Source organism: Pseudoxanthomonas sp. LjRoot125 (assembly GCF_964252705.1).
Classification (GTDB): Bacteria; Pseudomonadota; Gammaproteobacteria; order Xanthomonadales; family Xanthomonadaceae; genus Pseudoxanthomonas_A.
In genome coordinates, this window is the sequence record NZ_CAXUOY020000001.1 from 318,043 (window position 1) to 342,434 (window position 24,392).

A 24,392-nucleotide genomic window follows, 5' to 3' on the forward strand; every position below is an offset into this window, starting at 1 on the left:
TTCAGCCGCTGGCCGCGAAGCTACGCCGTTGTTTTTCCGTTAACCCGCCTGTGGTCCGCCGACGACGCCCATGACGCCTGCCGACGCCCCTGCCGTGCACCTGTCCGGCCTCCGCCTCGATCGCGGCGGCCGCACCATCCTGCGTGGCATCGACCTGACCGTCCCGCGCGGCAGCATCGCCGCCGTGCTCGGCCCGTCCGGCAGCGGCAAGTCGACGATGCTCGCCGCGCTGACCGGCGAGCTCCCGCCTGCCGCCGGTACGGTCGAGGTGTTCGGCCAGTCCGTGCCGCACCGCAGCCGCGCGCTGCTGGAGATGCGCAAGGGAGTGGGCGTGCTGCTGCAGGGCAACGGCCTGCTGACCGACCTGACCGTGGCCGAGAACGTCGCGCTGCCGCTGCGCACGCACACGAAGCTGCCGGATGCGCTGGTCCGCCGGCTGGTGGACTTCAAGTTGAATGCGGTCGGCCTGCGCGCCGCCGCCGACGCCTATCCGCGCGAGCTGTCCGGCGGCATGGCGCGCCGCGTGGCGCTGGCCCGTGCGCTGGCGCTCGACCCGCCGCTGATGATCTACGACGAGCCGCTGACCGGGCTGGACCCGATCGCCTCGGGCGTGATCATGAGCCTGATCCAGCGCCTCAACGACACCCTCGGGCTGACCAGCATCATCGTGACCCACCATGTGCACGAAACCCTGCCCATCGCCGACCAGGCGGTGGTGATCGCCAATGGCGGACTGGTGTTCTCGGGCACGCCGTCCGAGCTGGAAGCCACCTCGGACCCGCTGGTGAAGCAGTTCCTGCGCGGCGAGCCGGACGGCCCGATCGCGTTCGATGCGGTCAAACGCGGGGAGGCCGCCTGATGCCCTTCGTCGCCGCCACCCGGTCGCTGGGCCGCGCCGGCCTGTTCTCGCTGTCGGTATTCCGCGCCTCGGCGCCGACCCGCGATTTCTTCGCCGAGCTGACCCGCGAGATCTACAAGATCGGCGGCCGCTCGCTGCCGATCATCGCCGTGGGCGGTGCGTTCGTGGGCCTGGTGCTGACGCTGCAGGGCTACCGCACGCTGACCACGTTCGGCGCCAGCGACGCGCTGTCCACCCTGCTGGGCCTGTCGCTCTATCGGGAACTGGGCCCGGTGCTGACCGCGCTGCTGTTCATCGGCCGCGCCGGCAGCTCCATCGCCGCCGAACTGGGCCTGATGCGCGCCACCGACCAGATCAAGGCGCTGGAGCTGATGGCCATCGATCCAGTGGCGAAGGCCGTGGCGCCGCGCTTCTGGGCAGCGGTGCTGACGGTGCCGCTGCTGACCGGCTTCTTCTGCTCGCTGGCGATCAGCGCCAGCTACTTCGAAGCCGTGCACGTGCTCGGCCTCGACAACGGCACCTTCTGGTCCGCGCTGCAGAACAGCGTGGACTTCTGGGACGACTTCGGCGTGGCACTGCTGAAGTCGGCCGTCTTCGGCGGTACCAGCGCCCTGGTCGCGGCCTACGTGGGCTTCCACGCCGAGCCGACCATCGAGGGCACCTCGGTGGCGACCACCCGCGCGGTGGTGAACGCCTCGCTGCTGGTGCTCATGTTCAATTTCGTCATGTCTGCATTGCTGTTCAGGAGCTGACCCCATGTCCGTCCGTGGACCTCGCCTCGAATTCGCCGTCGGCGCCTTCCTCCTGCTGGCCTTGGCCTCGCTGCTGGTATTGGCACTGGCTTCCACCAACAAGCGCTTCGGCGTGGGCGGCGGCAGCTACGAGCTGACCGCGCGCTTCACCAACCTGGGCCAGCTGCGCAAGCAGGCGCCGGTGAAGATCGGCGGCGTCGTCATCGGGCAGGTGGCCGACATTCAGCTGGACCCGGTCAAGTTCGACTCCATCGTCACCCTGTCCATCGACAGCCAGTACAAGGACCTGCCGGCCGACACGGCCGCGGGCATCTTCACCAGCGGCCTGCTGGGCGAGAACTACATCGGCCTCTCCCCGGGCGGCGACCCGGAGGTGCTGAAGCCCGGCGAGGAAATCGCCTTCACCCAGCCGGCGGTGGACCTGCTCCAGCTGGCCGGCAAGTACATGTTCAGCGGCGGCGCCAACAATGCCGGCGCAGGCTCCGGGGAAACCCCGGCCAGCGGCGAGACCGCGCCCCCCGTTACGGAAGAACCCACGCCATGAAGACCCTGATCAAGCATTCCTTCCTCTCCGTCGCCCTGTCGGCGGCCCTGCTGGCCTCCGCGCCGGTCGCCGTGTTCGCACAGGCCGCGGCCCCGGCCGCCGCCGCGAAGCCGAACAGCGCCAGCCAGGTGGTGCTGACCAGCAGCACGCGCATCCTGTCCACGCTCGACCAGCGCCGCGCGGAGTTCAAATCCAACCCGGCCGCGCTGCGCCAGTACGTCACCAGCGAGTTCAACACCCTGTTCGACGGCGACTACGCCGCCCGCCTGGTGCTGGGCGTGCATGGCCGCGGCGCCTCCGATGCCGACGTGAAGCTGTTCGGCCAGGCCCTGACCGAGCGCCTGCTGTCGGCCTACGGTGCGCGCCTGGCCGACTTCAATGCGCGCCTGAAGGTGCGGGTGAAGTCCGAATCGCCGCTGCCGGGTGGTCGCGGCGTCAAGGTCGAAACCGAGTTCCTGCAGCCCGACCAGACGGTCACGCCGATCACGTTCTACGCGCGCAACGTCGGTGGCCAGTGGAAGGTGTTCGACGTGCTGCCGGAAGGCGTCTCGTTCGTACAGACCTTCAAGACCCAGTTCGACACCCCGCTGCGCCAGAAGTCCATCGCGCAGGTCGCCGCGGACCTCAAGTCCGGCAAGCTGCAGGTCAACGGCAGTGCCAGCGGCAAGTGACGCCAATGTCAGGCGGGACGGCGACGCGCTCGTGTTCACGGGCGCGCTGGACCGTGCCGCCGCCGCCGCGCTGTGGGCGCAGGCCTCGGCGCAGCTGGCCGGCGCGCAACGCTTCGTCCTGACGAACGTCACTACCGTGGACAGCGCCGGGCTGGCACTGTTGGCGGAACTGGCCGCCCGCGTGCGCGCCACCGGCACCTCACCCAGCTTCGAAGGCCAGCCCGCTGGCCTGGCCGACCTGCAGGCCGCGTACCGTCTGACGCCGGAACTGGATTTCCCGGCGTAACCCCACCCCCCGCAGTTTTTCCAGGAATCAGGATGAATCTGTTCCGCCTCAGCACCGTGGTCCTGCTGGCCGCCCTCGCGACAGCGTGCGCCTCGGCGCCGAAGTCCGCGGCGAACGCACCGGCCGAACCCGTGGTGGTCGACGGCAGCGCTCCCGCGGATGCCTCCGCCGCTCCCGCATTGCCCGCCGAACCGCCGATCGACCCGGCGACGGCTGGCGCGGCTCCGACCGTCGCGGATGCGACCGCCGGCGATGGGGCCGAAGACGACTTCGCCGCGATCTACGGCCAGGGCGCGTACGACCCGGTCGCCGATCCTTCGTTGCCCGCCCCCGCGCAGTCGCCGGCCGCTTACGACCCATGGGAGAAGTTCAACCGCAAGGTGCACGCGTTCAACAATGCGGTGGACCGCACGGTCGCCCGCCCGCTGGCGCGCGCTTATACCGCCGCCGTACCGCGGCCGGTGCGCCTGGGCGTAAGCAACTTCTTCGACAACCTGCGCCAGCCGCTGACGATGGTGAACCAGCTGCTGCAAGGCCGTCCGCGCGACGCCACCCAGACGTTCGGCCGCTTCGTGGTGAATTCCACGCTGGGCATCGGCGGCCTGTTCGACCCCGCGAGCGACCTGAAAATGAAGCGCCGCAGCGAGGACTTCGGCCAGACGCTCGGCACCTGGGGCTGGAAGCGCTCGCGCTACGTGGAGTTGCCGTTCTTCGGTCCGCGCACCGTCCGCGACGTGCTCGGCCTGGCCGGCGACATGCCGCTCAGTCCGGTGCGGCAGATCGAGGACGACAAGACCCGCATCTTCCTGCAGGGCCTGAACCTGGTGGACACGCGTGCGCAATTGCTGTCGCTGGACAGCCTGCGCGAAGGCGCGGTGGACGACTACGCCCTGGTCCGCGATTCGTGGCTGCAGCGCCGCAACTACCAGATCGAGAGCCACCGCACCCCGCAGCAGCCGACCGAGGACGAACTGCCGGAATACCTGCAGGACGAGAACAACCCGACCGTGCCGGTGGACGCGATGCCGATGCCCGAGATCAGCGGCGGCGGCTGAGGATTACGTCCCGGCCCTGACAACGAAACGGCGCCCCAGGGCGCCGTTTTCGTTTCCGCGCGGGAGCGGGCTCACTCCGCTTCGTCGCCGCCGAGCAGCTTCGTGGGTTCGCCGTTGCTGGGCAGCGATTCGACCTCGCGCAGGCTGCGCTCGATGGCGCGCGTGCGCACGCCGGTCTGGTCGATCTGCTTGCTGGCCTGGTCGAGCTTGGTCTTCACCGAATCCATCACGTCGCCGAACTTGCCGAACTCGCGCTTGGCGTTCGCCAGGATGTTCCAGACCTCCGCGGATCGCTTCTCGATCGCCACCGTGCGGAATCCGACCTGCAGGCTGGTCAGCAGCGCCAGCAGCGTGGTCGGCCCGGCGATGGTGATGCGCTGGTCGCGCTGGATCGCTTCGAACAACCCGGGCCGGCGGAGCACTTCGGCGTACAGGCCCTCGGTGGGCAGGAACATGATCGCGAATTCGGTGGTGTGCGGCACCGCGATGTACTTGCGGATCTCCTGTGCCTGCTTGCGCACGGCGCGCTCCAGCGCATCGCCTGCCTGCTTGACCGCGTCGGCGTCCGCACGTTCCTGGGCATCGAGCAGGCGTTCGTAGTCCTCGCGCGGAAACTTGGCGTCGATCGGCAGCCATACCACCGAATCGCTGGAGGAGCCGGGGAACCGCACCGCGAACTCCACGCGCTCGCCACTGCCCGGCACCGTGGCCACGTTGCCGGCGTACTGGTCGGGCGCGAACACCTGCTCCAGCAAGCCCGCCAACTGCACTTCGCCGAACACACCGCGGCTCTTCACGTTGGTCAGCACGCGCTGCAATCCGCCGACATCGGCGGCGAGCTTGTTCATGTCGCCCAGGCCCTGGTGCACCTGCGCGAGCATGCGCGTGACGTTGCCGAAACTCTCGGTCAGGCGGGTTTCCAGCGTCGCGTGCAGCTTCTCGTCCACCGTCGCGCGCATCTGTTCGAGCTTCTGCGCGTTGTCGGCCTGCAGTTCCTTCAGCCGGCCTTCCAGCGTCGCGCGCATCTCGCCGATGCGTTGCTCGTTGCGCTGGGTGAGCTCGTTGAGCCGCAGGCCCAGCGCGTCGGCGAAACGCTGCTGCGATTCGGCCGATTCGGTCCGGCCCTTGCGCGCATCCTCGGTCAGCGTGTCGCGCAGCACGTCCAGGCGCTGGTCGGTGCGCGTGCTGAGATCGCCCAGGTTGCGTGCGAAGCCGTCGATGCGGTTGTCCTGCGCGCGTGACAGGCCTTCCAGTTGCTCGCGCAGCTCACCCCGGCCCTCGCGCTGTTCGTCGCGCAGCGCGCGTTCCAGCAGGTCGCCGATGCGGGCCTCGGGACGGCGCAGCACCAGCACCGCGAGCAGGACGACGGCCACGGCGACGAGCACCAGCAGGAGGATGAGGAGGGTCTGGGAATCCATGCGGACAGTGTAGCCGCTGGCGTCTCAGCGCCTGAGCCGGGGCACAGCGCGAACCGCCTCGCACGGGAAGCGCGCGCCGCGTCACGGGATGCGGATAGGCGGCTTGACCCCCCGCAAGGGCCGGCGCACAGTCGCGGCGCACCGACCGCTTGGGGAAAGCCGGCTTGCTGCAACGTCTCCGCACACTGATGGGCGCCGCGCCCGACCCCGTGCCTGCCCTCGCCGCCGCGCGCGCGGCGGCCCTGCAGGCGGCGCTTGGCGAGCCCGACCGCATCGATCGCGACAGCGACCGCCAGCACCGCATCGACGTGCACGTGTACGCGCGCAATTTCGTCGAGGCCTGCGTGGACGGCGACGACGAAGGCTATGTGCTGGTCACCAGCGGCATGAGCGACCGTTTGATGCCGATGCCCGATGGCTACGACGGCGACGAATCCGCCGCGCGCGAACTGTTCTGGTACGTGCGCGCGCCGCATCCGGCCTTCATTGAGCAGCTGCGCTGGCTGGCCAAGCTGCCGTTCGCCGAAGGCAGCTGGCTGGGCTACGGCCACACCGTGCCGCTGCCGGAACCGCCGCTGGCGGCCTCACCGTTCTCGACCTTCCTGCTGCTGCCGCCAGTGGTGGCCACCGACCGCCACCTGTTCGACAACCTGCACCTGCACGGCCAGGGCGTGGAGCCGCTGGTGGTCCACCTGGTGTCGGATGCGGAGTACGACCTCGTCCGCTCGGACGAAGGGCTGGATGTATTCCTCGACCTGCTGGACGTGCATCGCTACCCGCTGGTGTTCGATCCGGCGCGACCTTCGTATCTCTGAACCGTCCCGCGCGGCACGCCACGTGGTGCGCCGCCGATTGCCAGCCACGCCGCACGCGCATAGGCTGCTGGCGGCCCCGGGGCGGGGATGCGCCCGCGGGTCATGCCCCCTCACCTTTCCATGCCGGCCCGCTGCCGGCGTGCCGCCCCATTGACGCATTCGAGGAGTTTCCATGACCTGGCTACGGCGCAAATCCATCGACCGGATCACTCAGCACGAGGAAGGCCGTCGCCTGGTGCCCACCCTGAGCTGGCCGCACCTGGTCGCGCTGGGCATCGGTGCCATCGTCGGCACCGGCATCTACACGCTGATCGGCGTGGGCGCGGACAAGGCCGGTCCGGCGGTGTTGCTGTCCTTCGTCATCGCCGGCGTGGTCTGCGCCTGCGCCGCGCTGGCCTACGCCGAACTGTCGACGATGATGCCGGCCGCCGGTAGCGCGTATACCTACAGCTATGGCGTGCTCGGCGAATCGATCGCCTGGATCGTCGGCTGGAGCCTGATCCTCGAATACTCGCTGGTGGTCAGCACCGTGGCGGTGGGCTGGTCCGGCTATTTCGTCGGCTTCCTGCAATGGGTGCAGCAGAACTTCGGTTGGAACGTCACCCTGCCCGCCGCGCTCGCCGCGGGACCGCATGCCGGCGGCATCATCAACCTGCCCGCCATCCTGATCACGTTCGCGGTCGCTGGCCTGCTGATGGCCGGCACGCGCGAGAGCGCCACGCTCAACGCGATCCTGGTGGTGTTCAAGCTGATCGCGTTGGCCGTGTTCATCGCGGTTGCGCTGCCGGCGTTCAATCCGGACAACCTGCAGCCGTTCATGCCGTTCGGCTTCCCGAAATCGCTGGACGCGGCCGGCGTGGAGCGCGGCGTGATGGCCGCGGCGGCGATCATCTTCTTCGCGTTCTACGGCTTCGACGCGATCTCCACCGCGGCCGAGGAAACCAAGAACCCCGGCCGCGACCTGTCGATCGGCATCGTCGGCTCGATGATCGGCTGCACGCTGATCTACCTGCTGGTCGCCGTCGCCGCCGTCGGTGCGATGAGCTACACGGTGTTCGGCAAGAGCGCCGAGCCGCTCGCCCTGATCATGCGCGAGCTGGGCCACGGCACCGCGGCGCTGGTGATCGGCATCGTCGCGATCATCGCCCTCCCCACCGTGCTGCTCGCGTTCTTTTACGGGCAAAGCCGCATCTTCTTCGTGATGTCGCGCGACGGCCTGCTGCCGCGCGGCCTGTCGAAGGTCAACCCGCGCACCGGCACGCCGGTGGCGATCACGGTGTTCACTGCCATCCTGGTGGCGGCGCTGGCCGGCGTGGCGCGATTGGACGAAATCGCCGCACTGGCCAACGCGGGCACGCTGGCCGCCTTTGTCGCGGTAGGCGTGTGCCTGCTGGTGCTGCGCAGCCGCGAACCCAACCGTCCGCGCGTGTTCCGCACGCCGATGGCATGGCTCGTGGGTCCCGTCGCCATCTTCGGCTGCCTCTATCTGTTCTGGAGCCTGCCGCAGAGGACGCAGCTGTGGTTCCTGGTGTGGAACGCCGTCGGCTTCGTGGTCTACCTGGCCTACAGCCGGCGCAACAGCGTGCTGGCGAAAGGCGGCGATGCGTGATCGCACCACGGCATGCATGACGAAAAGGCGGGCTTCGGCCCGCTTTTTCTTTGTCCGCCACCGCGCGGAACGACGACGCCATACGCCGGCGTGTGCAGGCGTGGCGCTTCAATCCCGGCGGCTGCGGCACTAAGATGCCGCGCAGGCACACCATCCCCCGGGTTACGACGTTGATCATCCATCCCAAAGTCCGCGGCTTCATCTGCACCACCACCCATCCGCTCGGCTGCGCGCTCAACGTGCGCGACCAGATCGCCGCGACGCGCGCGCAGGGCGTACGCAACGACGGGCCCAAGAAGGTGCTGGTGATCGGTGCGTCGAGCGGCTACGGCCTGGCCGCGCGCATCAGCGCGGCGTTCGGCTTCGGCGCGGACACGCTGGGCGTGTTCTTCGAGAAGCCGGGCAACGAGAAGAAGGCCGGCACCGCGGGCTGGTACAACTCGGCTGCGTTCGACCAGGCGGCCAAGGAAGCCGGCCTGTACAGCCGTTCGATCAACGGCGATGCGTTCTCGGACGAGGCGCGCGCCAAGGTCATCGAGCTGATCAAGACCGAGATGGGCGGCCAGGTCGACCTGGTCATCTATTCGCTGGCCTCGCCGGTGCGCAAGCTGCCGGGCACGGGCGAAGTGAAGCGCTCGGCGTTGAAGCCGATCGGCGCGCCGTACACGTCCACCGCGATCGACACGAACAAGGACGCCATCGTCCAGGCGACCATCGAACCGGCCACCGAGCAGGAAATCGCCGACACCGTCACCGTGATGGGCGGCCAGGACTGGGAGTTGTGGATCGACGCGCTCGACAAGGCCGGCGCGCTGGCCGACGGCGCGCGCACGGTGGCCTTCAGCTACATCGGCACCGACATCACCTGGCCGATCTACTGGCACGGCGCGCTCGGCCGCGCGAAGGTGGACCTGGACGAGACCGCGCAGCGCCTGGATGCGCGCCTGCAGAAGAGCGGCGGCACCGCGAACGTCGCCGTACTGAAGTCGGTGGTGACGCAGGCCAGTTCGGCGATCCCGGTGATGCCGCTCTACATCAGCATCGTGTTCAAGGTGATGAAGGAACTCGGCCTGCACGAAGGCACGATCGAGCAGCTGGACCGCCTGTTCCGCGACCGCATGTACCGCACTGACGGCACCCCGGCCACGACCGACGACGAGAACCGCCTGCGCCTGGACGACTGGGAACTGAAACCCGAAGTACAGACCCAGGCGAAGGCGCTGTGGCCGCAGGTCACCAGCGAGAACCTGTTCCAGCTGACCGACTACGCCAACTACAAGCACGAGTTCCTGAAGCTGTTCGGTTTCGAACGCAGCGATGTGGACTACGACGCCGACGTGAACCCGGACGTGCAGTTCGACTGCATCGAGTTGTCGCCGGAAAGCTGATCGCCGTGCGTGGCGCACGAAAAAGGCGGGCTTCGGCCCGCCTTTTTCGTGTCCGTGGAGGAACGCCCTTCCGGCTCAATCCACCACGCGGCAGAACACCGCCTTCAGGTAGCGCGATTCCTGCACGTGCGCCATGAAGGGATGGTCGGGACCGGCGCCGGCGACCTTGAGTATCTGGATCGTGCGGCCGGAGAAATACGCGGCGCGGCGAAGCATGTCGAGGAACTGCTCCTCGCTGACCAGGCCCGTGCACGAGAACGTCGCGAACAGGCCGCCGGGCTTCACCACGCCCAGCGCGAGCTTGTTCATGTCGAGGTACTTCTTCAACGCGGCGATCACCTGCTCGCGGTCGCGCGTCATCTTGGCCGGGTCCAGGATCACCACGTCGTACTGTTCGCCGCGGTTCGCCGCATCGCGCAGGTACGGGAAGATGTCGGCCTGCACGAACTTCGGCCGCACGTTGTTGAGCTTGGCGTTGCCCTTGGCGATCTGGATGACGTCCTGGTCGATGTCCACGCCGACGACCTCGCTCGCACCGCGCGCCGCGGCGTACACCGCGAAGCCGCCGGTGTTGCAGCACAGGTCCAGCACGGTCTTGCCGTCCACCTGCTGGCTCAGCCACTCGCGGTTCTCGCGCTGGTCGGCGAAGAAGCCGGTCTTGTGCGCGCCCGCCGGATCGGCGCGGAACTTCACCCCGTACTCGGTGATGACGGCCGCTTCGGTGGTCGTGTTGCCGTGGAAGTCGAAGCTCTCCTGCTTCTGCACGTGCTCGTCGGCGAAACTGTGGAAGCGGCAGCCGGGGAACTGCTCGCGCAGCGCCTCGTAGATCCATTCGCGATGGCGGAACATGCCGGCGGCGAAGAACTCGACCACGATCAGGTCGCCGTAGCGGTCCACGACCAGGCCCGACAGGCCATCGCCCTCGCTGTGCACCACGCGCCAGGCATCGCTGATGGCGTCCAGCTTCAACACGTCGCGGCGCAGCGAGACCGCGTCGGCGATCTTGCGCGAGAACCAGCCGGCGTCCACCGGGATGTCCGGGTGGGTTTCGAGGATGCGCACGGCGATGCGCGAATGGCCGTTGTAGAAGCCGCGGCCGATCCATTCCCCGTCCACCCCGACCACTTCGACGAGGGTGCCGGATTTGGGCTTGGCGACGGGCTTCTCGACCAGCTTCTGGAAGATCCACGGGTGGCTGGAACGCCAGGCGTTCTTCAGGCGTACGGTCGGGTTGGGCGTGTTCATGAACGACATTTTACCTTCGCGGTTGACCCGGCCGCGCGCCATCCGGACAATTCCCGCCTGAAGGGGAGTAGCTCCCAACGTGCCGGCCGTCATTTCGAGCAGCGATGCTCCGGTCCCACGGCAGCCCACCGGGCTGTGAGCGAGACCTTCGCCGCGATGGCGAAGGCATGTCCCTGGATCCCCGTTTCCCCGGTTCCCGAGACGTCCGCGCCCGCGGTCGTCCTCCACTTTTTTCGGGAATCTCGATGGAAACGATTGGCAACCCCTGGTTGTGGGCCGGCTTCGGCGGCCTGGTGGTGATCGCGCTGCTGGTCGACCTGGTGCTGATGCGCCATGGCGGCGCGCACAAGGTCACGTTCAAGGAAGCGATGTGGTGGAGCCTGGGCTGGATCGCGCTGGCGATGGCCTTCAACGGCGGCCTGTGGTGGTACGTGAACGAGACCGCCGGACTGGTGGAAGCCAACCGCGTGGGCCTGGAGTTCCTGACCGGCTACCTGGTCGAGAAGGCCCTGGCCGTCGACAACATCTTCGTGTTCCTGATGGTCATGACGTACTTCGCCGTGCCCGAAGAACAGCGTCAGCGCGTGCTGGTGATCGGCATCCTCGGCGCGATCGTCTTGCGCAGCATCCTGATCTTCGCGGGCGCCGCGCTGCTGGCGAAGTTCCACTGGCTGCTCTACCTCTTCGGCGCGTTCCTGCTGCTGACCGGCATCAAGATGTGGTTCGCCGCCGGCAAGGAACCCGACCTGGAGAAGAACCCCGCGCTGCGCTGGATGCGCAACCACCTGAAGCTGACCGATGGCTACCGCGGCGCCGCGCTGAGCGTGCGCGAGAACGGCGTGCGCTGGTTCACCCCGTTGTTCGTGGTGCTGGTGCTGATCGGCGTGACCGACGTGATCTTCGCGGTGGACAGCATCCCGGCGATCTTCGCGATCACCTCGGACCCGTTCATCGTGCTGACCTCGAACGTGTTCGCGGTGCTGGGCCTGCGCGCGATGTTCTTCCTGCTCGCCGGCATGGCCGACCGCTTCCACCTGCTGCCCTACGGTCTGGCGGTGGTGCTGGGCTTCATCGGCACCAAGATGCTGCTGATCGACCTCTACAAGATCCCGGTGCCATGGGCGCTGGGCACGGTGGCGGCGATCCTCGGCGTGACCATCGCGCTGAGCCTGGCGCGGCCGCAGAAGGCCGATACGGCCGCCTGACGCGGGTCCTGGCGGACCATCCCGTGCGCGGGATGGTCTGTCCATGGGCGCCCGCCCTTGCATTCGTCCGCGCCGCCGCCAGAACGGATCCATGGACCTGCATCCCGACGACCCCGCGTTCGACCCGGAATCCCAGCAGCGCTACGACCGCCGCCGGCTGTTCCGCGCCCTCAACCTGAGCCTGGCGTTCGTGCTGCTGCTGGCCATCGTGTACTCGGCGCAGGGCAGTTTCGACGTGCGGGCCTTCACCATCGCGCCGCGCTCGGTGGACGGCCTGCTCGGCATCCTGACGGCACCGCTGCTGCATGGCTCGCTGGAGCACATCGCCGCGAATGCGTCGGCCCTGCTGATCCTCGGCACGCTGGCCGGCGCGGTGTATCCGCGCGCGACCCTGTGGGCGATCCCGCTGGTATGGCTGGGCGCGGGCCTCGGGCCGTGGCTGCTGGCCGAACCGGGCACGCACACGCTGGGCGCCAGCGGCCTGACCCACGGCCTGATGTTCATGATCTTCATGCTCGGCCTGCTGCGCCGCGACCGCGCGGCGATCGCCGCGGGCATGATCGCGTTCCTGTTCTACGGCGGCATGGTGCTCACGGTGCTGCCGCGCGAGGCCGGCGTCTCGTGGCAGGCGCATCTGGGCGGCGCCGTGGCGGGCCTGTTGGCCGCATTCCTGTTCCGTCGCCTGGACCCTGAACTGCCGAAGAAGAAATACAGCTGGGAAATCGAGGAAGAGGACGCCGCCGCACGCGCCGACGACGAACTCGAATTGCCCGCCCCGCGCGAGGTACCGATGCTGTGGGTACGCCCCGAACCTGCGGAAGAAGAGCCGCGCGGCGTGGTGCTGCGTTTTACCCGCCATCCGGCGGTTGAAAGCCCGCCGCGAGAGCCGCCGACCTCGTGATCCATCCTGTGGGAGCGACGTAAGTCGCGATGATGTGGCCCGTCGTCGAGGCGGTAAAAGAAAAAGGCAGACCGTTCTGGTCTGCCTTTCCTTCTTCCGAATGATGGCTTGGCGCTCTTTCGCGACTCACGTCGCTCCCACGAAGCGCGCCCCGTGCATCAGAACTTCGCGTTGAACTCCACGCCCACCGTGCGCGGCTCGTTGAGGAAGCCGGTCAGGTTGTTGAAGTCGATGCCACCGACGACGCGGGTCTGGTCGGTGATGTTGCGACCGTACAGCGCGACTTCGTAGTTGCCGTAATCCCAGCCGTAGCCGATGCGCAGGCCGCCTTCCAGCGACGACTTGCCGGTGAACTCGATGGAGTCGTACAGGAAGAAGTTCACTTCGCTGCGGTAGGCCCAGTCGGTGTACACGTACAACTCGCTGCCCTCGCCCAGGCCGATGCTGTAGCGCGCGGTCAGGTTATGCACCCACTTCGGCGCCTGCGGCAGCTGGTTGCCGTTGATCAGCGCCTTGCCGGTGGCATCCAGCGGATCGGTCACGGTGCACTGCGCGCACACCGACACGGCGAGGTCGGGATCCTTGATCTCGGTGTCGTTGTAGCTGCTGCCGAGCGTCAGCAACAGGTTGTCCAGCACGTACGCCTGCATGTCCAGTTCGAAGCCCTGGCCCGTGCTCTTCTCGGCGTTGAGCAGGATGTTGGAGTTGTTGGCGCCGCCGACGGCGGTCAGCTGCTGGTCCTTCACTTCGTAGTAGAAGACGTTGGCGCTCAGGCGCGCGCGCTTGTCCCAGAAGTCGGCCTTGATGCCGGCCTCGAACGCGGTGGAGGTTTCCGGACCGGCGACGGTCTTGTTGTTGAAGTCGCCGGCGGCCTGGATGCTGCTGCCGCGATAGCCGGTCGCCACGCGCGCGAACAGGTTGGTGTCGTCGTTGAGCTTGTAGACGGCGGACAGGTCCCAGCTCAGCTTCTTGTCTTCCGGCGACGCGGTCAGGAACGGATCGGCGGCATCGCCCGCCGCGTAAGCCGCCTGCTGCGCGGCCAGCAGGCCGGCGAGGTCGCCCTTGGTGCCGTTGTAGGCCTCGACCGTCAGCTCCTTCTTGTCGACGGTGTAGCGCAAGCCGCCGCGCAGTTCCAGCTTGTCGGTCGCCTGCCAGGTGGCGGCGCCGAAGATGGCGTACGAATCGTTGGTCTGGCGGATGCGCTCGTAACCGCTCTGCGCACCGTTGGTGAAGATCGAGTCGTAGCTGAAGCTCTCGACCTTGTAGTCCTCGTCGAAGTAGAACAGGCCAGCCTGCCAGTTCCACGGGCCCTCATAAGCGGACTCGATGCGGAACTCCTGCGTCCACTGCGCGTGCTCGGGGATGCCGTCGGCGGTTTCGGACGAGAACGGGATGAAGCCCGGGCCGTACTGGCCACCCGGCGCGTACGGCGCACCGAACCCGCCGTCGATGTCGCCGCGGTTCATCGTCTCGACGCTCTCGTAGCCGGTGATCGAGTACAGCTTGTACTCGCCGATGTCCCAGCTCAGGCGCGCACTCGCGCCCTGCGATTCCAGCTCGGAGTAGTTCAGGCCGTCCTGGGTGACTTCATCGCGATCGAAGCCCGGCGCCAGGTTGTTGGTACCCGGCTGGATGATGTTGGCGCGGAACAGGCGGGCGGTGCCGTTGAGCTTGCGCGCGTGCGCATTGAGCAGCGCATCGAAGCCCTCGCCTTCGTACAGGAACTGCACGCGGCCGGCGGATTCGTCATAGCCTTCGTAGCCGTCGCTCGGGCCCGGGTAGGTGTTTTTCACCGAGTCGTCGCGGCGCTGGAACAGCACCGAGGCGCGGGCCGACCAGTTCGGGCTCAACGCGCCGCCGACAGCGCCTTCCAAGTTCCACATGTCGTCGGTGCCGTAACCGACCTTGCCGTAGCCGCTGGTTTCCTGCGAAGGCTTGGCCGATTCGAACTTCACCACGCCGGCCGGACTGTTGCGGCCGAACAGCGAGCCCTGCGGGCCGCGCAACACTTCGACCTGCTCCAGGTCGAACAGCGGAAAGCCCTTCAGGATCGGGTTTTCCTGCACCACGTCGTCGTACACCAGCGAGACCGGCTGCGAGGTGTTGAGGCGGAAGTCGGTGTTGCCGTAGCCACGGATGTAGAAGCGCGGGAACGCGCGGCCAAACGAAGATTCGATGTTGAGGCTGGGCACGCGGCCGGACAGGAAGCGGATATCGGTACCGCCGGAGGCCAGCACGCCGAGCTGCTCGCCATTGATCGTGCTGATGGAAACCGGCACGTCCTGGATGTTCTCGACCTTGCGCTGCGCGGTGACCTGCACGGTGTCGAGGGTGGCGGCTTCAGAGGTGGCGGGCGCGGCATCCTGCGCGAGAGCGGTGCCGAAGGGCAGCAGCGCGGCGATGGCAAAAGCGAGGCGTTGCGGCCGGACAGCGGTCGGGCGGAGTCGGGACATGGCGGTGGCTTTCCGAGTGGGTGGGTGTCGGGGCGCCTGGGCGGCGCTAGCACGCGAATGTTGCATTACAGCAACAAGGGGGGCAATGGCTGGAAGTCCCGTTCCGACAAAGGTAATGCCCATTGCCGTCCCCGGCGGACCGATGCCGTACGCAGGGCCCGTCCCCGGTACGTTCAGCCACCCGATGTGACCGCTGGCAGGTGACGGCCCGCCAGGGTCGCGGGCTAGACTCGGCGCCCTTCCCGCCCTTCGGTTTGCCCTCATGACCCAGTGGTTTTTCCATACCCCCGCCGACAACCAGCGCCATGGCCCCCTGGATGAAGCCGCGGCACAGGATTTCGCCCGCCGCGCCCCCGGCGCCCTGGCCTGGCGCGAAGGCATGCGCGAGTGGAAGCCCGCGCGCGAGCTGCCGGAGCTGGCCGGCGCTGCCGTGCCCCCGCCCCACCTGCCACCGCTGCCGGGTGCCGGCGGCCGCCGCGGCGCGGACGAGATCGACTTCCGCATCGTCGGCCATGAGATGCAGTTCGTCGAAGTGGAACTGGACCCCGGCGAGAGCGCGATCGCCGAAGCCGGCGCGCTGATGTTCAAGGACAGCGCGGTGCAGATGGACACGGTGTTCGGCGATGGCTCGCACAGCGGCCAGGGCGGCGGCTTCATGGACAAGCTGCTCTCTGCCGGCAAGCGCGTGCTGACCGGCGAGAGCCTGTTCACCACGATGTACACGCACACCGGCCAGGGCAAGGCCAAGGTCGCCTTCGCCGCGCCCTACCCCGGCACCGTGCTCGCGATGAAGCTGGACGAACACGGCGGCCGCCTGATCTGCCAGAAGGACAGCTTCCTGGCCGGTGCGCGCGGCGTGTCGGTCGGCATCCACTTCCAGCGCAAGATCCTCACCGGCCTGTTCGGCGGCGAAGGTTTCATCATGCAGAAGCTGGAAGGCGACGGCTGGGTGTTCGTGCACGCCGGCGGTTGCGTGGTGGAGCGCGAGCTCAAGCCCGGCGAGCGCATCGACGTGGACACCGGCTGCATGGTGGCCTACCACGCGAGCGTCAACATGGACGTGCGCCCGGTGAGCGGCATCAAGAGCATGTTCTTCGGCGGCGAAGGCGTGTTCCTCGCCACGCTGACCGGTCCTGGCAAGGTGTGGCTGCAGTCGCTGCCGTTCTCGCGCCTGGCCGGCCGCATGCTGCAGGCCGCACCGCAGGGCGGTGGACAGGCCCGCGGCGAAGGCTCGGTGCTCGGCGGCCTGGGCCGCATGCTGGACGGCGACAACAGCTTCTGACGCGACACGACGGGACGCGACACGCGTCCCGTCGTCGGCATCACGCGTGCGCCAGCGTCGAGGTACCGGCGCGGCGCGCGATCAGGTGATCCAGGCTGGCGCGCCCCGGGCCGGCGAACAGCAGCCACGCGAACACGGTGACATACAGCACTTCGTCCAGTTCGACGAATTCGTCGAGCGTGGAGATGCCGGGCAGGACCACCACGGCCAGCGCCACCAGCATGTTGAAGATCATCGGCAGCATCGCCAGACGGGTCGCCAGCCCGAGCATGATCAGCGCGCCGCCGACCAGTTCGGTGCCTGCGCACACCGCCGCACTCAACGCGGGCAACGGAATGCCCCATTCGATGAAGCGCTCGGTGAAGAACGCCAGGTTGTGGAGCTTGGCCCAGCCCGTTTCCAGCCAGAAATAGCCGAAAACCAGCCGCACCAGCAGCGGGCCGATCCAGGCGTGGTCATCGAGGAACGCGAGCGCACGGGCGTACAGGGGTGTCGTTTGCATGGGATATCTCCGGGAAAGGGTCAGGAAGTGGTCCGCAGGCCGGTCAGCAGGCCGTCGGCCAACCAGCGTTTGAGCAGGCAGGCCGCGCGCAGGGCCGGCGTCTCGCCACCGAGGCGCACGCACCAGTCGGCGAACGGCACGCCGCGGGCGACGGCAGCGAGCGCCGCGGCCTCGTCGCGTGGCAGACGGCGCCAATGCACGTCGAAGGCGTGCCGCCACAGCAGCCACGGGGTGGCAGGTCGGCTGCGCAATGCCGGCAGCAAGGTGTCGGCAGCGTGTGCGTCCAGGACGGCGATCGCGTTGCTGCGAAGGGATATCCGGCGCACGGCCGGATGCAGGGACCAGCGCAGCGCAGGCCAGGCATCGGGGGACAGCGTCGCCAACGCATCGGCGGTGGCGCTTGGCGCATCCGCGGCGTCGAACACCTCGCCCTGCACCCACTCCAGCCGTGCCAGGTCGGCGAGCGCGGGGATTTCCTGCGTGTGCGTCGCCAGCCAGCGCGCGAAGCCCGCGCCCAGGTGCCGTACCGACGGGTGCCGCGACGGATGCGCATGCAGATACGCCTCCGCCAGCACATCGAAGCGCGCCTGCCCGATCGATGCACGCAGGACGGGATAGTCGTGGCCCAGCACGTCCACCAGGCGCCACCGGTAGCCGTCGGCGTAGAGGTCCAGCCGTATCGCGCGTTCGCCGTCGTTCGCCGCGACGACGCCCGGTGCCTTCCCGGCATCGCGATGGAGCAGCCAGGCCGCGAACGCACGCTGGGTTCCCGCGAGCGACATCGTCGCGTTCATGCCGCACGCTCCATCGGGACCGCCACCGCGTCGGCCGCGATGCGACGCGCGGTCTCCAGTTCCGCCAACAGCGCGTCCAGCGGCGGGATATGGTCGTCGCGCTCGATCATCGCCGGCACCGCGCCGAAGCGGCGCACCGCTTCTGCGTAGAGCCGCCACACGCCTTCCGGCACCGGTGCGTCGTGGGTGTCGATCAGCAGTCCGCTTCCCCGCGCATCGGGCGCATGCCCGGCGAGGTGGACCTGGCGAATCGCGTGGCGCGGCAGGCGGTCGAGGAATGCGACGGCATCGAAACCATGGTTGTGCGCGTTGACGAAGACGTTGTTCACGTCGAGCAGCAACCCGCATCCGCTTTCCGCCACCACGGCGGACAGGAACTGCGCTTCGTCCAGCGTGTCGCCGGCGAAGCGCAGGTAGCTGGACACGTTCTCCAGCACCAGCGGAACGCCGAGCGCGTCCTGCACCTGGCGCACGCGCGCGGCGACCTGCAGGACGGTGTCGTCGTTCTGCGGCAACGGCAGCAGGTCATGGAACTGGACACCGCCGTGGCGGGTCCAGCACAGATGGTCGGAGACGATGCGCGGCCGCACGTGCCGGACCAGCCCGCGCAACGCGCGCAGGTAGTCGCGGTCCAGCGGATCGCTGCCGCCGATGTTGAGCGACACGCCATGCATGGCCACGGGCCAGCGTTCGATCATCCGGTCGAGCATCCACCGGGGCCGTCCGCCCGCCACCAGGTAGTTCTCGCTTAGGACCTCGAGCCAGTCCACGCGCGCTTCGCCCGCCAGCAACGCGTCGTAGTGTTGCGGGCGCAGGCCCAGCCCGAAGCCTTGCAGCGGCATGGTCATGGCGTATCGCTCCGCGGCGTCAGCTGTTGGCCTTCTTCGCGTCGGCCGCCTTCTTCTGCGGCTTGGGTGCTTCGAACTTGCCGCCCGCGGTCTTGCACGTGTCGGCGGTGGATTCGGTGAAGCCGTGGCCCTTGCACGCGTTCTGGCCCTTGCAGGCGTTGGACGCGCTCTTGCAGGCGCCCTGCCCTTTGCAGGCGTTGGCGCCGACGCAATGGCCGACCTTGGCGGAACCGGCTTCGGCGGCCTGCGCCATCGGTGCACCGAGGAACAGGGCGGCGGCGGCGACCGCGACGGAAAGACCGGTGAGCTTGGTGGTGTTCATGGTGGATCCTCGTTGGGTTGGGAAGGGCGCCGCGGCGCTGCCGTAAGACGCGTTGCCATTCCAGCCTTCCGCCGCCCCGGCAACCATTCCCGCGCGTTCCCGCGATATGCCCCATCGTCCGGCACCCGGTCGGCGCGGACGCTCGCGCATGAACGTCCGGACGCACGGTCATGGTCCCTGCCAGGACGCTGGCCTACGATGGCGGCATGGATGCCCCTCCCGCCCACGCACCCGGCCTGGCCGAGGACGACGACCGCGACGCCGTGCTGGAGACGGTGCTGGGCGCGTACCGCATGCGCGTGGAGATCACCGCCGACGTGCGCTACTGCGGCACGTGGTACGACAGCGAACCCGCCACCCACCACGGCCAGTTCCACCTGCTGACGCAGGGCCAGTGCTGGATCAGCGGCGAAGCCCTGGACGCACCGGTGCTGCTCGAGCGCGGCGACCTCATCGTGTTTCCCGCCGGCGTGCGCCACGTGCTGTCGTCGTCGGCCGATCCGCACCTGCCCGACGCGCCCGATGCCGGCAACACCAGCATGCTGTGCGGCGAGCTGGAGTTCATCACCGGCTCGCACAACCCGATCTTCGCCGCGTTGCCGCGGTGGTTCGTGATCCGCAGCCAGGACAGCAGCGCCGGCTTCCGCCAGCTTGCGCAGATGCTGGCCGATACCAGCCGCGAGCGGCGCTGGGGTCGCCAGCTGGTGCAGAACAAACTCGCCGATTCGCTGTTCACCATGGCGGTGTGCGAATACGTGCGCCAGGCCGAGCAACCGCGCGGCCTGCTCGCCGCCCTCACCGACGTGCGCCTGTCGCGTGCGCTCTCGGCCATCCATGCGCGTCCCGGCGAGGACTGGACCATCCAGTCGATGGCGCAGGAAGCCGGCATGTCGCGCACGGCGTTCGCCGAACTGTTCACCGCCACGGTCGGGACGCCGCCGATCCAGTACCTGGCGCAGTGGCGCGCCACCGAGGCGCGCCGGCTGTTGAAGAACCGCCGCTTTTCGGTCGCCGCGATCGCCGAGATGCTGGGGTACAGCAGCGAAGCGGCCTTCCGCCGGTTCTTCAAGCGCGTCGAGGGCGTGGGACCGGGTAGCGCGCGCCGCCGCCCCGGCGGATCGGCCTGATCCGCGACCGGCGTTGGCGTCGGTTGCGGGAAGGAACGCTATCCTGCGCACCGGTCCCGTCCACCCCCCGTCCATGCGCCCTGCCCTTCGCGTCCTCCCTGCCCTGCTGCTCGCTCCCCTCCTGCTGGCCGCATGCGGCGGCGACAACGTCAGACCCACGCCGCCGCCGGCGGTGGTGAAGCCGGCGCCCCCCGCGCCGAAGGTCAAGGTCGGCATCGCGCTCGGCGGCGGCGCGGCGAAAGGCTTCGCGCACATCGGCGTGATCAAGATGCTGGAGGCCAACGGCATCGAGCCGGTCGTCGTCTCCGGCACCAGTGCCGGCAGCGTCGTCGGTGCGCTGTACGCCAGCGGCATGGACCCGTTCCAGATGCAGACGCAGGCCTTCGCGCTGGACGAAGCGAAGATCCGCGACGTGCGTCTGTTCTCCGGCGGCCTCGTGCAGGGCCAGAAGCTGCAGGACTACGTCAACGACCTGGTCGGCAAGCGCACCATCCAGCAATTGAAGAAGCCGTTCGCCGCCGTGTCCACGCAGTTGGAGAACGGCGAACGTACCGTCTTCGTGCGCGGCAACACGGGCCAGGCGGTGCGCGCATCGAGCAGCATCCCGGGCGTGTTCGAACCGGTGGTGATCGGCAAGGCCAGCTACGTCGACGGCGGCGTGGTGAGCCCGGTGCCGGTGGATGCCGCGCGCCAGCTGGGCGCTGACTTCGTCATCGCCGTGGACATCTCGACCAAGGCGCCCGGCACAAAGCCCGGCAGCATGCTGGGCATCGTCAACCAGTCGATCAGCATCATGGGCCAGCGCCTGGGCGAACAGGAACTGGCGCGCGCGGACATCGTCATCCGCCCGAAGGTCAACGACATCGGCCCGGCCGATTTCGAACAGAAGAACACGGCCATCCTCGAAGGCGAACGCGCCGCACTGGCGGCGATGCCGCAGATCAAGGCCAAGCTCGCCGAACTGCAGCGCACGCGCACCGCGGCGCATGCGGCCAAGCACGCGCCGCCGAAGCCGGACCCGCGTTGCCTGGAAGAACCCTCGCGCCTGGGCAAGCTGTTCGGCCGCGACGTGAAGTGCGATGCCGCCGGTCAACCGGTGAAGCAATAAGCGACGGTCAGCCGGTCACGCGACGCAGGTTGTCGCGTGCCCTCGCCTCCAGCGCGTCGTGGAAATGCGGCGTGCTGTAGATCGCCGGCCGATCCAGGAAGCCCTTCAGGATCTCGCGCCGCTTGCGCCGGAACAGGAAGCCCGGCACGTACGCATATTCCTTGCGGATCTGCTGCTCGTACTCGTCGAAGCGCGCACGCGCCGCACCGAGGATCGACAGGTCGATATCGACCAGCAGCTGCTCGTCGCGTCCCGACGGCACCGCGGTATGCCGCGTCGCCATCACCAGGTCGTGCACACGCTGCGCCGCATCGGTCGGCGCACCCGCATCACGCAATGCGTCGCGCGCCCAGTCGGCGCTGCGCTGTTCGTTGTCATGGCCCTTGATGTCGTAGATCGCATCGTGGAACCACAGCGCGAGCTCGACCTCGGCCGGGTGCGCCGCCAAGGCGCGCGCATCATCGAACAGCGCCAGGCATTCGCCCAGGTGCTGCAGCGTGTGGTAGTGGCGTTGTGGTTCCGCATACGCCGCTGTCAGCTGCGCGAACACCGCTTCGCCCTCGCCCGCCGCGCCGATGCCGGCCCAGGCGCGTTGCCAGGAAGGGAAGAGGCTATCCATGGATGTTGTCCAACCGTGAGCGGTGCCCCCATTGTAGGAGCGACGCAAGTCGCGACCGTACGAAGTGAACGCCTTGATCCGCACAGGACGGCCGCACCGCATCCCCTCGGTATCATCGACCTTCATGATGTCGTGACCGGGTGGGCGTGCGGTCGCGACCTACGTCGCTCCTACCAGGACGTCGGCAACCCCTGCCCGCCGACCGGCACGGTCTCGATGTGGCTGTCGAATCCGGCGATCATCGGCCGCGCTTTCGCGATGGCCTGCTGCACGGCCGGCAGCGAGAGCGAGGCCTTGTGGCTCGCGGCATCGGTCCAGACCTCGGTGATCCAGATCGCGTCCGCGTCGGCGGGATCCCGCGCGATGACATAGCTCAGGCATCCGGGCATGGCGTCGGTGCCTTCCAGCAGGATCGCGAGCAGCGCATCGCGCTGGCCCGGCGTCGCGCGCATCTTGCCGATCAGTCCGTACATGGCGGGTCCTCGTGGAATTTGCGCGCGTTGTAGCACGCGTCGCGGACAGGGATCGTCCGCGTCAGGTCCTGGGCAACAACGGCAGGCCGCCGTCGGTCTTCACCGCGCGCAGCACGAAGCTGGAGTTCACGTCGGCCACGCCGCTGGCGTTGAGCAGGTTGTCGAGCAGGAAGCGGGAGAAGTGCTCCAGGTCCTGCACCACCACGTGCAGCAGGTAGTCCATGTCGCCGGTGAGCGCGTAGCAGGCGACCACCTCGTCCCAGGCCTGCACGCGATCGCCGAACTGCTGGACGCTGGCCGGGTCGTGCCGCTCCAGCTGCACGCGCACGAAGGCCTGCAGGCCCAGGCCCACCGCCTTGGGGTCGACCCGCGCGGCATAACCGGCGATCACCCCGGTCGCCTCGAGCCGCTGGACGCGGCGCAGGCAGGCCGAAGGCGACAGGTTCACCTGGGCGGCGATGTCGGCGTTGGTGGCCCGGCCTTCGCGCTGCAGCAGGGCCAGCAGGCGCAGGTCGGTGCGGTCGAGGGCGGCGGCTTCGGTCATTTCGTGCGAATCCTAGCGCATTCATGCAATTTCATTGCGCCATTGGTCGGTATGGGCGCAACTTCGCAAGCCTGTTGCGCGGATCTGCCGCTAGGATCGTCGGATCACAGCGATTTTCCGGGGAGCCCCATGAACGAGCCGCGCCGCGTCGAGCACCAGCAGACCGACAAGGGCTACGTGCCGGTCTACACCACCGCCATCGTCGACCAGCCGGCCGAGTACCCGGCCGACGACCATGCGACCTGGGGCACCCTGTACGAACGCCAGCGCGCCCTGCTGGTGGGCCGGGCCTGCGACGAGTTCCTGCAGGCACAGGACGCCATGGGCATGGCGCCGGACCGCATCCCCCGCTTCGACGACCTCAACGAGGTGCTGCGCGCCACCACCGGCTGGACGCTGGTCGGCGTGGAAGGGCTGTTGCCGGAGCTGGAGTTCTTCGACCACCTCGCGAACCGCCGCTTCCCGGTGACCTGGTGGATCCGCCGCCCGGACCAGATCGACTACATCGCCGAACCGGACCTCTTCCACGACCTGTTCGGCCACGTGCCGCTGCTGATGAACCCGGTGTTCGCCGACTACATGGAGGCGTACGGCAAGGGCGGCGTGAAGGCGCACGGCATCGGACCGGATGCGCTGCAGCACCTGACGCGCTTGTACTGGTACACGGTGGAGTTCGGCCTGATCGATACGCCCGATGGTTTGCGCATCTACGGCGCCGGCATCGTCTCGTCGAAGGGCGAGTCGCTGTACTCGCTGGAATCGGACGCGCCCAACCGCATCGGCTTCGACCTGGAGCGGATCATGCGCACGCGCTACCGCATCGATACGTTCCAGAAGACCTACTTCGTGATCGACAGCTTCGAGCAGCTGATGAACGCCACCGCGCCGGACTTCACGCCGATCTATGCGCGGCTGGACGCGCAGGACGCCGTCCCGGCCGGCGACGTGCGCACCGACGACCGCGTGTTCCACCGCGGCACGGGCGAAGGCTGGGCGGACGGCGGCGACGTCTGACCCGCGCCGTACAATCGCGGGCATCCCTCTCCGGTTCGGATGCCCCATGCTGCGACGCCTGTTCCCGCTGATCGTCCTCTGCGCACTGCTGTCCGTCTCCAGTGCCGCGTTCGCGCGCAACTGCGCGATCACGGTGGAAGCGACGGACATGATGACCTTCAACCTGAAGACCATCCGCGTGCCGAGCGACTGCGCGCAGCTGCGGGTGACGCTGAAGCATGTCGGCCGCATGCCCGCGCAGGCGATGGGCCACAACTGGGTGCTGACGGAAACGCGCCATCATCGCGACGTCGGCCTGGCCGGCGGCCGGATGAAACTCGCCGACGATTATCTGCCCCGCAACGACGCCCGCGTGATCGCGCATACGCGCGTGATCGGCGGCGGACAGACCGCCGAGGTGGTGTTTCCCACCGCGCGGCTGCGCAAGAGTGGGGCGTACACGTTCTTCTGCTCGTTCCCGGGCCACTGGAACATGATGAAGGGCACGCTGCTGTTCGAATGAGCGCCGTAGGTTGATGGTCTCCGTCAACGCATCGCCGGTTTCTTTCCGACGACAGG

Annotated in this window: 26 protein-coding genes; 16 read left to right on the forward strand and 10 right to left on the reverse strand. The window is 68.3% G+C overall.

Annotation, left to right across the window (positions count from 1 at the left end; genetic code table 11):
- The first annotated feature begins 70 nt into the window (after window positions 1-70).
- The 6 genes from ACSION_RS01485 to ACSION_RS01510 are packed head-to-tail and all read left to right on the forward strand — an operon-like array spanning window position 71 to window position 4,167.
- On the forward strand, window positions 71-859 hold the full coding sequence (locus ACSION_RS01485; protein ID WP_435304538.1) for an ABC transporter ATP-binding protein: 789 nt from the start codon (window positions 71-73) through the stop codon (window positions 857-859).
- A complete protein-coding gene (locus ACSION_RS01490; RefSeq protein WP_056879990.1) occupies window positions 859-1,611 on the forward strand; it encodes an MlaE family lipid ABC transporter permease subunit in 753 nt (250 codons plus the stop codon). The genes ACSION_RS01485 and ACSION_RS01490 overlap by 1 nt, the downstream gene beginning before the upstream one ends.
- Before the next feature lie 4 nt (window positions 1,612-1,615).
- Window positions 1,616-2,155, forward strand: a complete 540-nt coding sequence (gene mlaD / locus ACSION_RS01495) for an outer membrane lipid asymmetry maintenance protein MlaD (RefSeq protein ID WP_093488999.1) — start codon at window positions 1,616-1,618, stop codon at window positions 2,153-2,155.
- An 8-nt stretch (window positions 2,156-2,163) separates the two neighbouring features.
- Window positions 2,164-2,826, forward strand: a complete 663-nt coding sequence (locus ACSION_RS01500; RefSeq protein WP_175502087.1) for an MlaC/ttg2D family ABC transporter substrate-binding protein — start codon at window positions 2,164-2,166, stop codon at window positions 2,824-2,826.
- On the forward strand, window positions 2,810-3,112 hold the full coding sequence (locus ACSION_RS01505; RefSeq protein ID WP_435304539.1) for an STAS domain-containing protein: 303 nt from the start codon (window positions 2,810-2,812) through the stop codon (window positions 3,110-3,112). Before ACSION_RS01500 ends, ACSION_RS01505 begins: the two co-directional genes overlap by 17 nt.
- 32 nt (window positions 3,113-3,144) lie before the next feature.
- Complete coding sequence (locus ACSION_RS01510; protein WP_435304540.1) at window positions 3,145-4,167, forward strand: MlaA family lipoprotein; 1,023 nt, start codon at window positions 3,145-3,147, stop codon at window positions 4,165-4,167.
- 71 nt (window positions 4,168-4,238) lie between these two features.
- On the opposite strand, the gene ACSION_RS01515 is transcribed toward ACSION_RS01510, so the two are convergent.
- Complete coding sequence (locus ACSION_RS01515; protein ID WP_435304541.1) at window positions 4,239-5,585, reverse strand: DNA recombination protein RmuC; 1,347 nt, start codon at window positions 5,583-5,585, stop codon at window positions 4,239-4,241.
- Window positions 5,586-5,749: 164 nt separating this feature from the next.
- Here ACSION_RS01515 and ACSION_RS01520 point away from each other — a divergent pair, with 164 nt between their 5' ends.
- The 3 genes from ACSION_RS01520 to fabV all read left to right on the forward strand — a co-directional run bounded on the left by ACSION_RS01520 (window position 5,750) and on the right by fabV (window position 9,397).
- Window positions 5,750-6,400, forward strand: coding sequence for a suppressor of fused domain protein (locus ACSION_RS01520; RefSeq protein WP_435304542.1), 651 nt, complete (start codon window positions 5,750-5,752; stop codon window positions 6,398-6,400).
- Between the two features lie 172 nt (window positions 6,401-6,572).
- On the forward strand, window positions 6,573-8,009 hold the full coding sequence (locus tag ACSION_RS01525; protein ID WP_435304543.1) for an amino acid permease: 1,437 nt from the start codon (window positions 6,573-6,575) through the stop codon (window positions 8,007-8,009).
- Between the two features lie 170 nt (window positions 8,010-8,179).
- Window positions 8,180-9,397: an enoyl-ACP reductase FabV gene (gene fabV, locus ACSION_RS01530; RefSeq protein WP_435304544.1), complete on the forward strand. Its 1,218-nt coding sequence runs from the start codon at window positions 8,180-8,182 to the stop codon at window positions 9,395-9,397.
- Window positions 9,398-9,472: 75 nt separating this feature from the next.
- On the opposite strand, the gene ACSION_RS01535 is transcribed toward fabV, so the two are convergent.
- Window positions 9,473-10,642 carry a class I SAM-dependent rRNA methyltransferase gene (locus tag ACSION_RS01535; protein ID WP_435304545.1) on the reverse strand — a complete coding sequence of 390 codons (1,170 nt, stop codon included), beginning with the start codon at window positions 10,640-10,642 and terminating at the stop codon, window positions 9,473-9,475.
- Between the two features lie 245 nt (window positions 10,643-10,887).
- Between ACSION_RS01535 and ACSION_RS01540 the strand changes: the two genes are divergently transcribed.
- Both ACSION_RS01540 and ACSION_RS01545 read left to right on the forward strand, forming a co-directional pair.
- On the forward strand, window positions 10,888-11,847 hold the full coding sequence (locus tag ACSION_RS01540; RefSeq protein WP_435304546.1) for a TerC family protein: 960 nt from the start codon (window positions 10,888-10,890) through the stop codon (window positions 11,845-11,847).
- A gap of 91 nt (window positions 11,848-11,938) precedes the next feature.
- Window positions 11,939-12,748, forward strand: a complete 810-nt coding sequence (locus ACSION_RS01545; RefSeq protein WP_435304547.1) for a rhomboid family intramembrane serine protease — start codon at window positions 11,939-11,941, stop codon at window positions 12,746-12,748.
- 158 nt (window positions 12,749-12,906) lie between these two features.
- Here ACSION_RS01545 and ACSION_RS01550 read toward each other — a convergent pair whose 3' ends face one another.
- Window positions 12,907-15,201 (reverse strand): TonB-dependent receptor, encoded by a 2,295-nt coding sequence (locus ACSION_RS01550; protein WP_435304548.1) that lies wholly within the window; start codon window positions 15,199-15,201, stop codon window positions 12,907-12,909.
- Window positions 15,202-15,463: 262 nt separating this feature from the next.
- Here ACSION_RS01550 and ACSION_RS01555 point away from each other — a divergent pair, with 262 nt between their 5' ends.
- Window positions 15,464-16,483: a TIGR00266 family protein gene (locus ACSION_RS01555; RefSeq protein ID WP_435304549.1), complete on the forward strand. Its 1,020-nt coding sequence runs from the start codon at window positions 15,464-15,466 to the stop codon at window positions 16,481-16,483.
- Between the two features lie 40 nt (window positions 16,484-16,523).
- Here ACSION_RS01555 and ACSION_RS01560 read toward each other — a convergent pair whose 3' ends face one another.
- From ACSION_RS01560 to bufA2, 4 genes are read right to left on the reverse strand one after another with little or no spacing between them, the layout of a single operon-like run.
- On the reverse strand, window positions 16,524-16,985 hold the full coding sequence (locus ACSION_RS01560; protein ID WP_435304550.1) for a DoxX family protein: 462 nt from the start codon (window positions 16,983-16,985) through the stop codon (window positions 16,524-16,526).
- Between the two features lie 20 nt (window positions 16,986-17,005).
- Complete coding sequence (locus tag ACSION_RS01565; RefSeq protein ID WP_435304551.1) at window positions 17,006-17,779, reverse strand: HvfC/BufC N-terminal domain-containing protein; 774 nt, start codon at window positions 17,777-17,779, stop codon at window positions 17,006-17,008.
- Window positions 17,776-18,627, reverse strand: a complete 852-nt coding sequence (gene bufB, locus ACSION_RS01570) for an MNIO family bufferin maturase (protein WP_435304552.1) — start codon at window positions 18,625-18,627, stop codon at window positions 17,776-17,778. Before bufB ends, ACSION_RS01565 begins: the two co-directional genes overlap by 4 nt.
- A gap of 19 nt (window positions 18,628-18,646) precedes the next feature.
- A complete protein-coding gene (gene bufA2, locus ACSION_RS01575) occupies window positions 18,647-18,949 on the reverse strand; it encodes a BufA2 family periplasmic bufferin-type metallophore (RefSeq protein ID WP_435304553.1) in 303 nt (100 codons plus the stop codon).
- 170 nt (window positions 18,950-19,119) lie between these two features.
- On the opposite strand from bufA2, the gene ACSION_RS01580 reads away from it, so the two are divergent.
- A complete protein-coding gene (locus ACSION_RS01580) occupies window positions 19,120-20,076 on the forward strand; it encodes an AraC family transcriptional regulator (RefSeq protein ID WP_435304554.1) in 957 nt (318 codons plus the stop codon).
- A gap of 73 nt (window positions 20,077-20,149) precedes the next feature.
- On the forward strand, window positions 20,150-21,184 hold the full coding sequence (locus tag ACSION_RS01585) for a patatin-like phospholipase family protein (protein ID WP_435304555.1): 1,035 nt from the start codon (window positions 20,150-20,152) through the stop codon (window positions 21,182-21,184).
- A 7-nt stretch (window positions 21,185-21,191) separates the two neighbouring features.
- On the opposite strand, the gene ACSION_RS01590 is transcribed toward ACSION_RS01585, so the two are convergent.
- The 3 genes from ACSION_RS01590 to ACSION_RS01600 all read right to left on the reverse strand — a co-directional run bounded on the left by ACSION_RS01590 (window position 21,192) and on the right by ACSION_RS01600 (window position 22,820).
- Window positions 21,192-21,803, reverse strand: coding sequence for an HD domain-containing protein (locus ACSION_RS01590; protein ID WP_435304556.1), 612 nt, complete (start codon window positions 21,801-21,803; stop codon window positions 21,192-21,194).
- Window positions 21,804-21,973: 170 nt separating this feature from the next.
- The gene (locus tag ACSION_RS01595; protein ID WP_435304557.1) at window positions 21,974-22,276 is read right to left on the reverse strand and encodes a putative quinol monooxygenase; all 303 of its coding nucleotides are present in this window, start codon (window positions 22,274-22,276) and stop codon (window positions 21,974-21,976) included.
- Between the two features lie 61 nt (window positions 22,277-22,337).
- Complete coding sequence (locus ACSION_RS01600) at window positions 22,338-22,820, reverse strand: Lrp/AsnC family transcriptional regulator (protein WP_435304558.1); 483 nt, start codon at window positions 22,818-22,820, stop codon at window positions 22,338-22,340.
- Window positions 22,821-22,949: 129 nt separating this feature from the next.
- Here ACSION_RS01600 and phhA point away from each other — a divergent pair, with 129 nt between their 5' ends.
- Both phhA and azu read left to right on the forward strand, forming a co-directional pair.
- On the forward strand, window positions 22,950-23,834 hold the full coding sequence (phhA, locus tag ACSION_RS01605) for a phenylalanine 4-monooxygenase (protein ID WP_435304559.1): 885 nt from the start codon (window positions 22,950-22,952) through the stop codon (window positions 23,832-23,834).
- 46 nt (window positions 23,835-23,880) lie between these two features.
- Window positions 23,881-24,336 (forward strand): azurin, encoded by a 456-nt coding sequence (gene azu, locus ACSION_RS01610; RefSeq protein ID WP_435304560.1) that lies wholly within the window; start codon window positions 23,881-23,883, stop codon window positions 24,334-24,336.
- Window positions 24,337-24,392 lie beyond the last annotated feature (56 nt).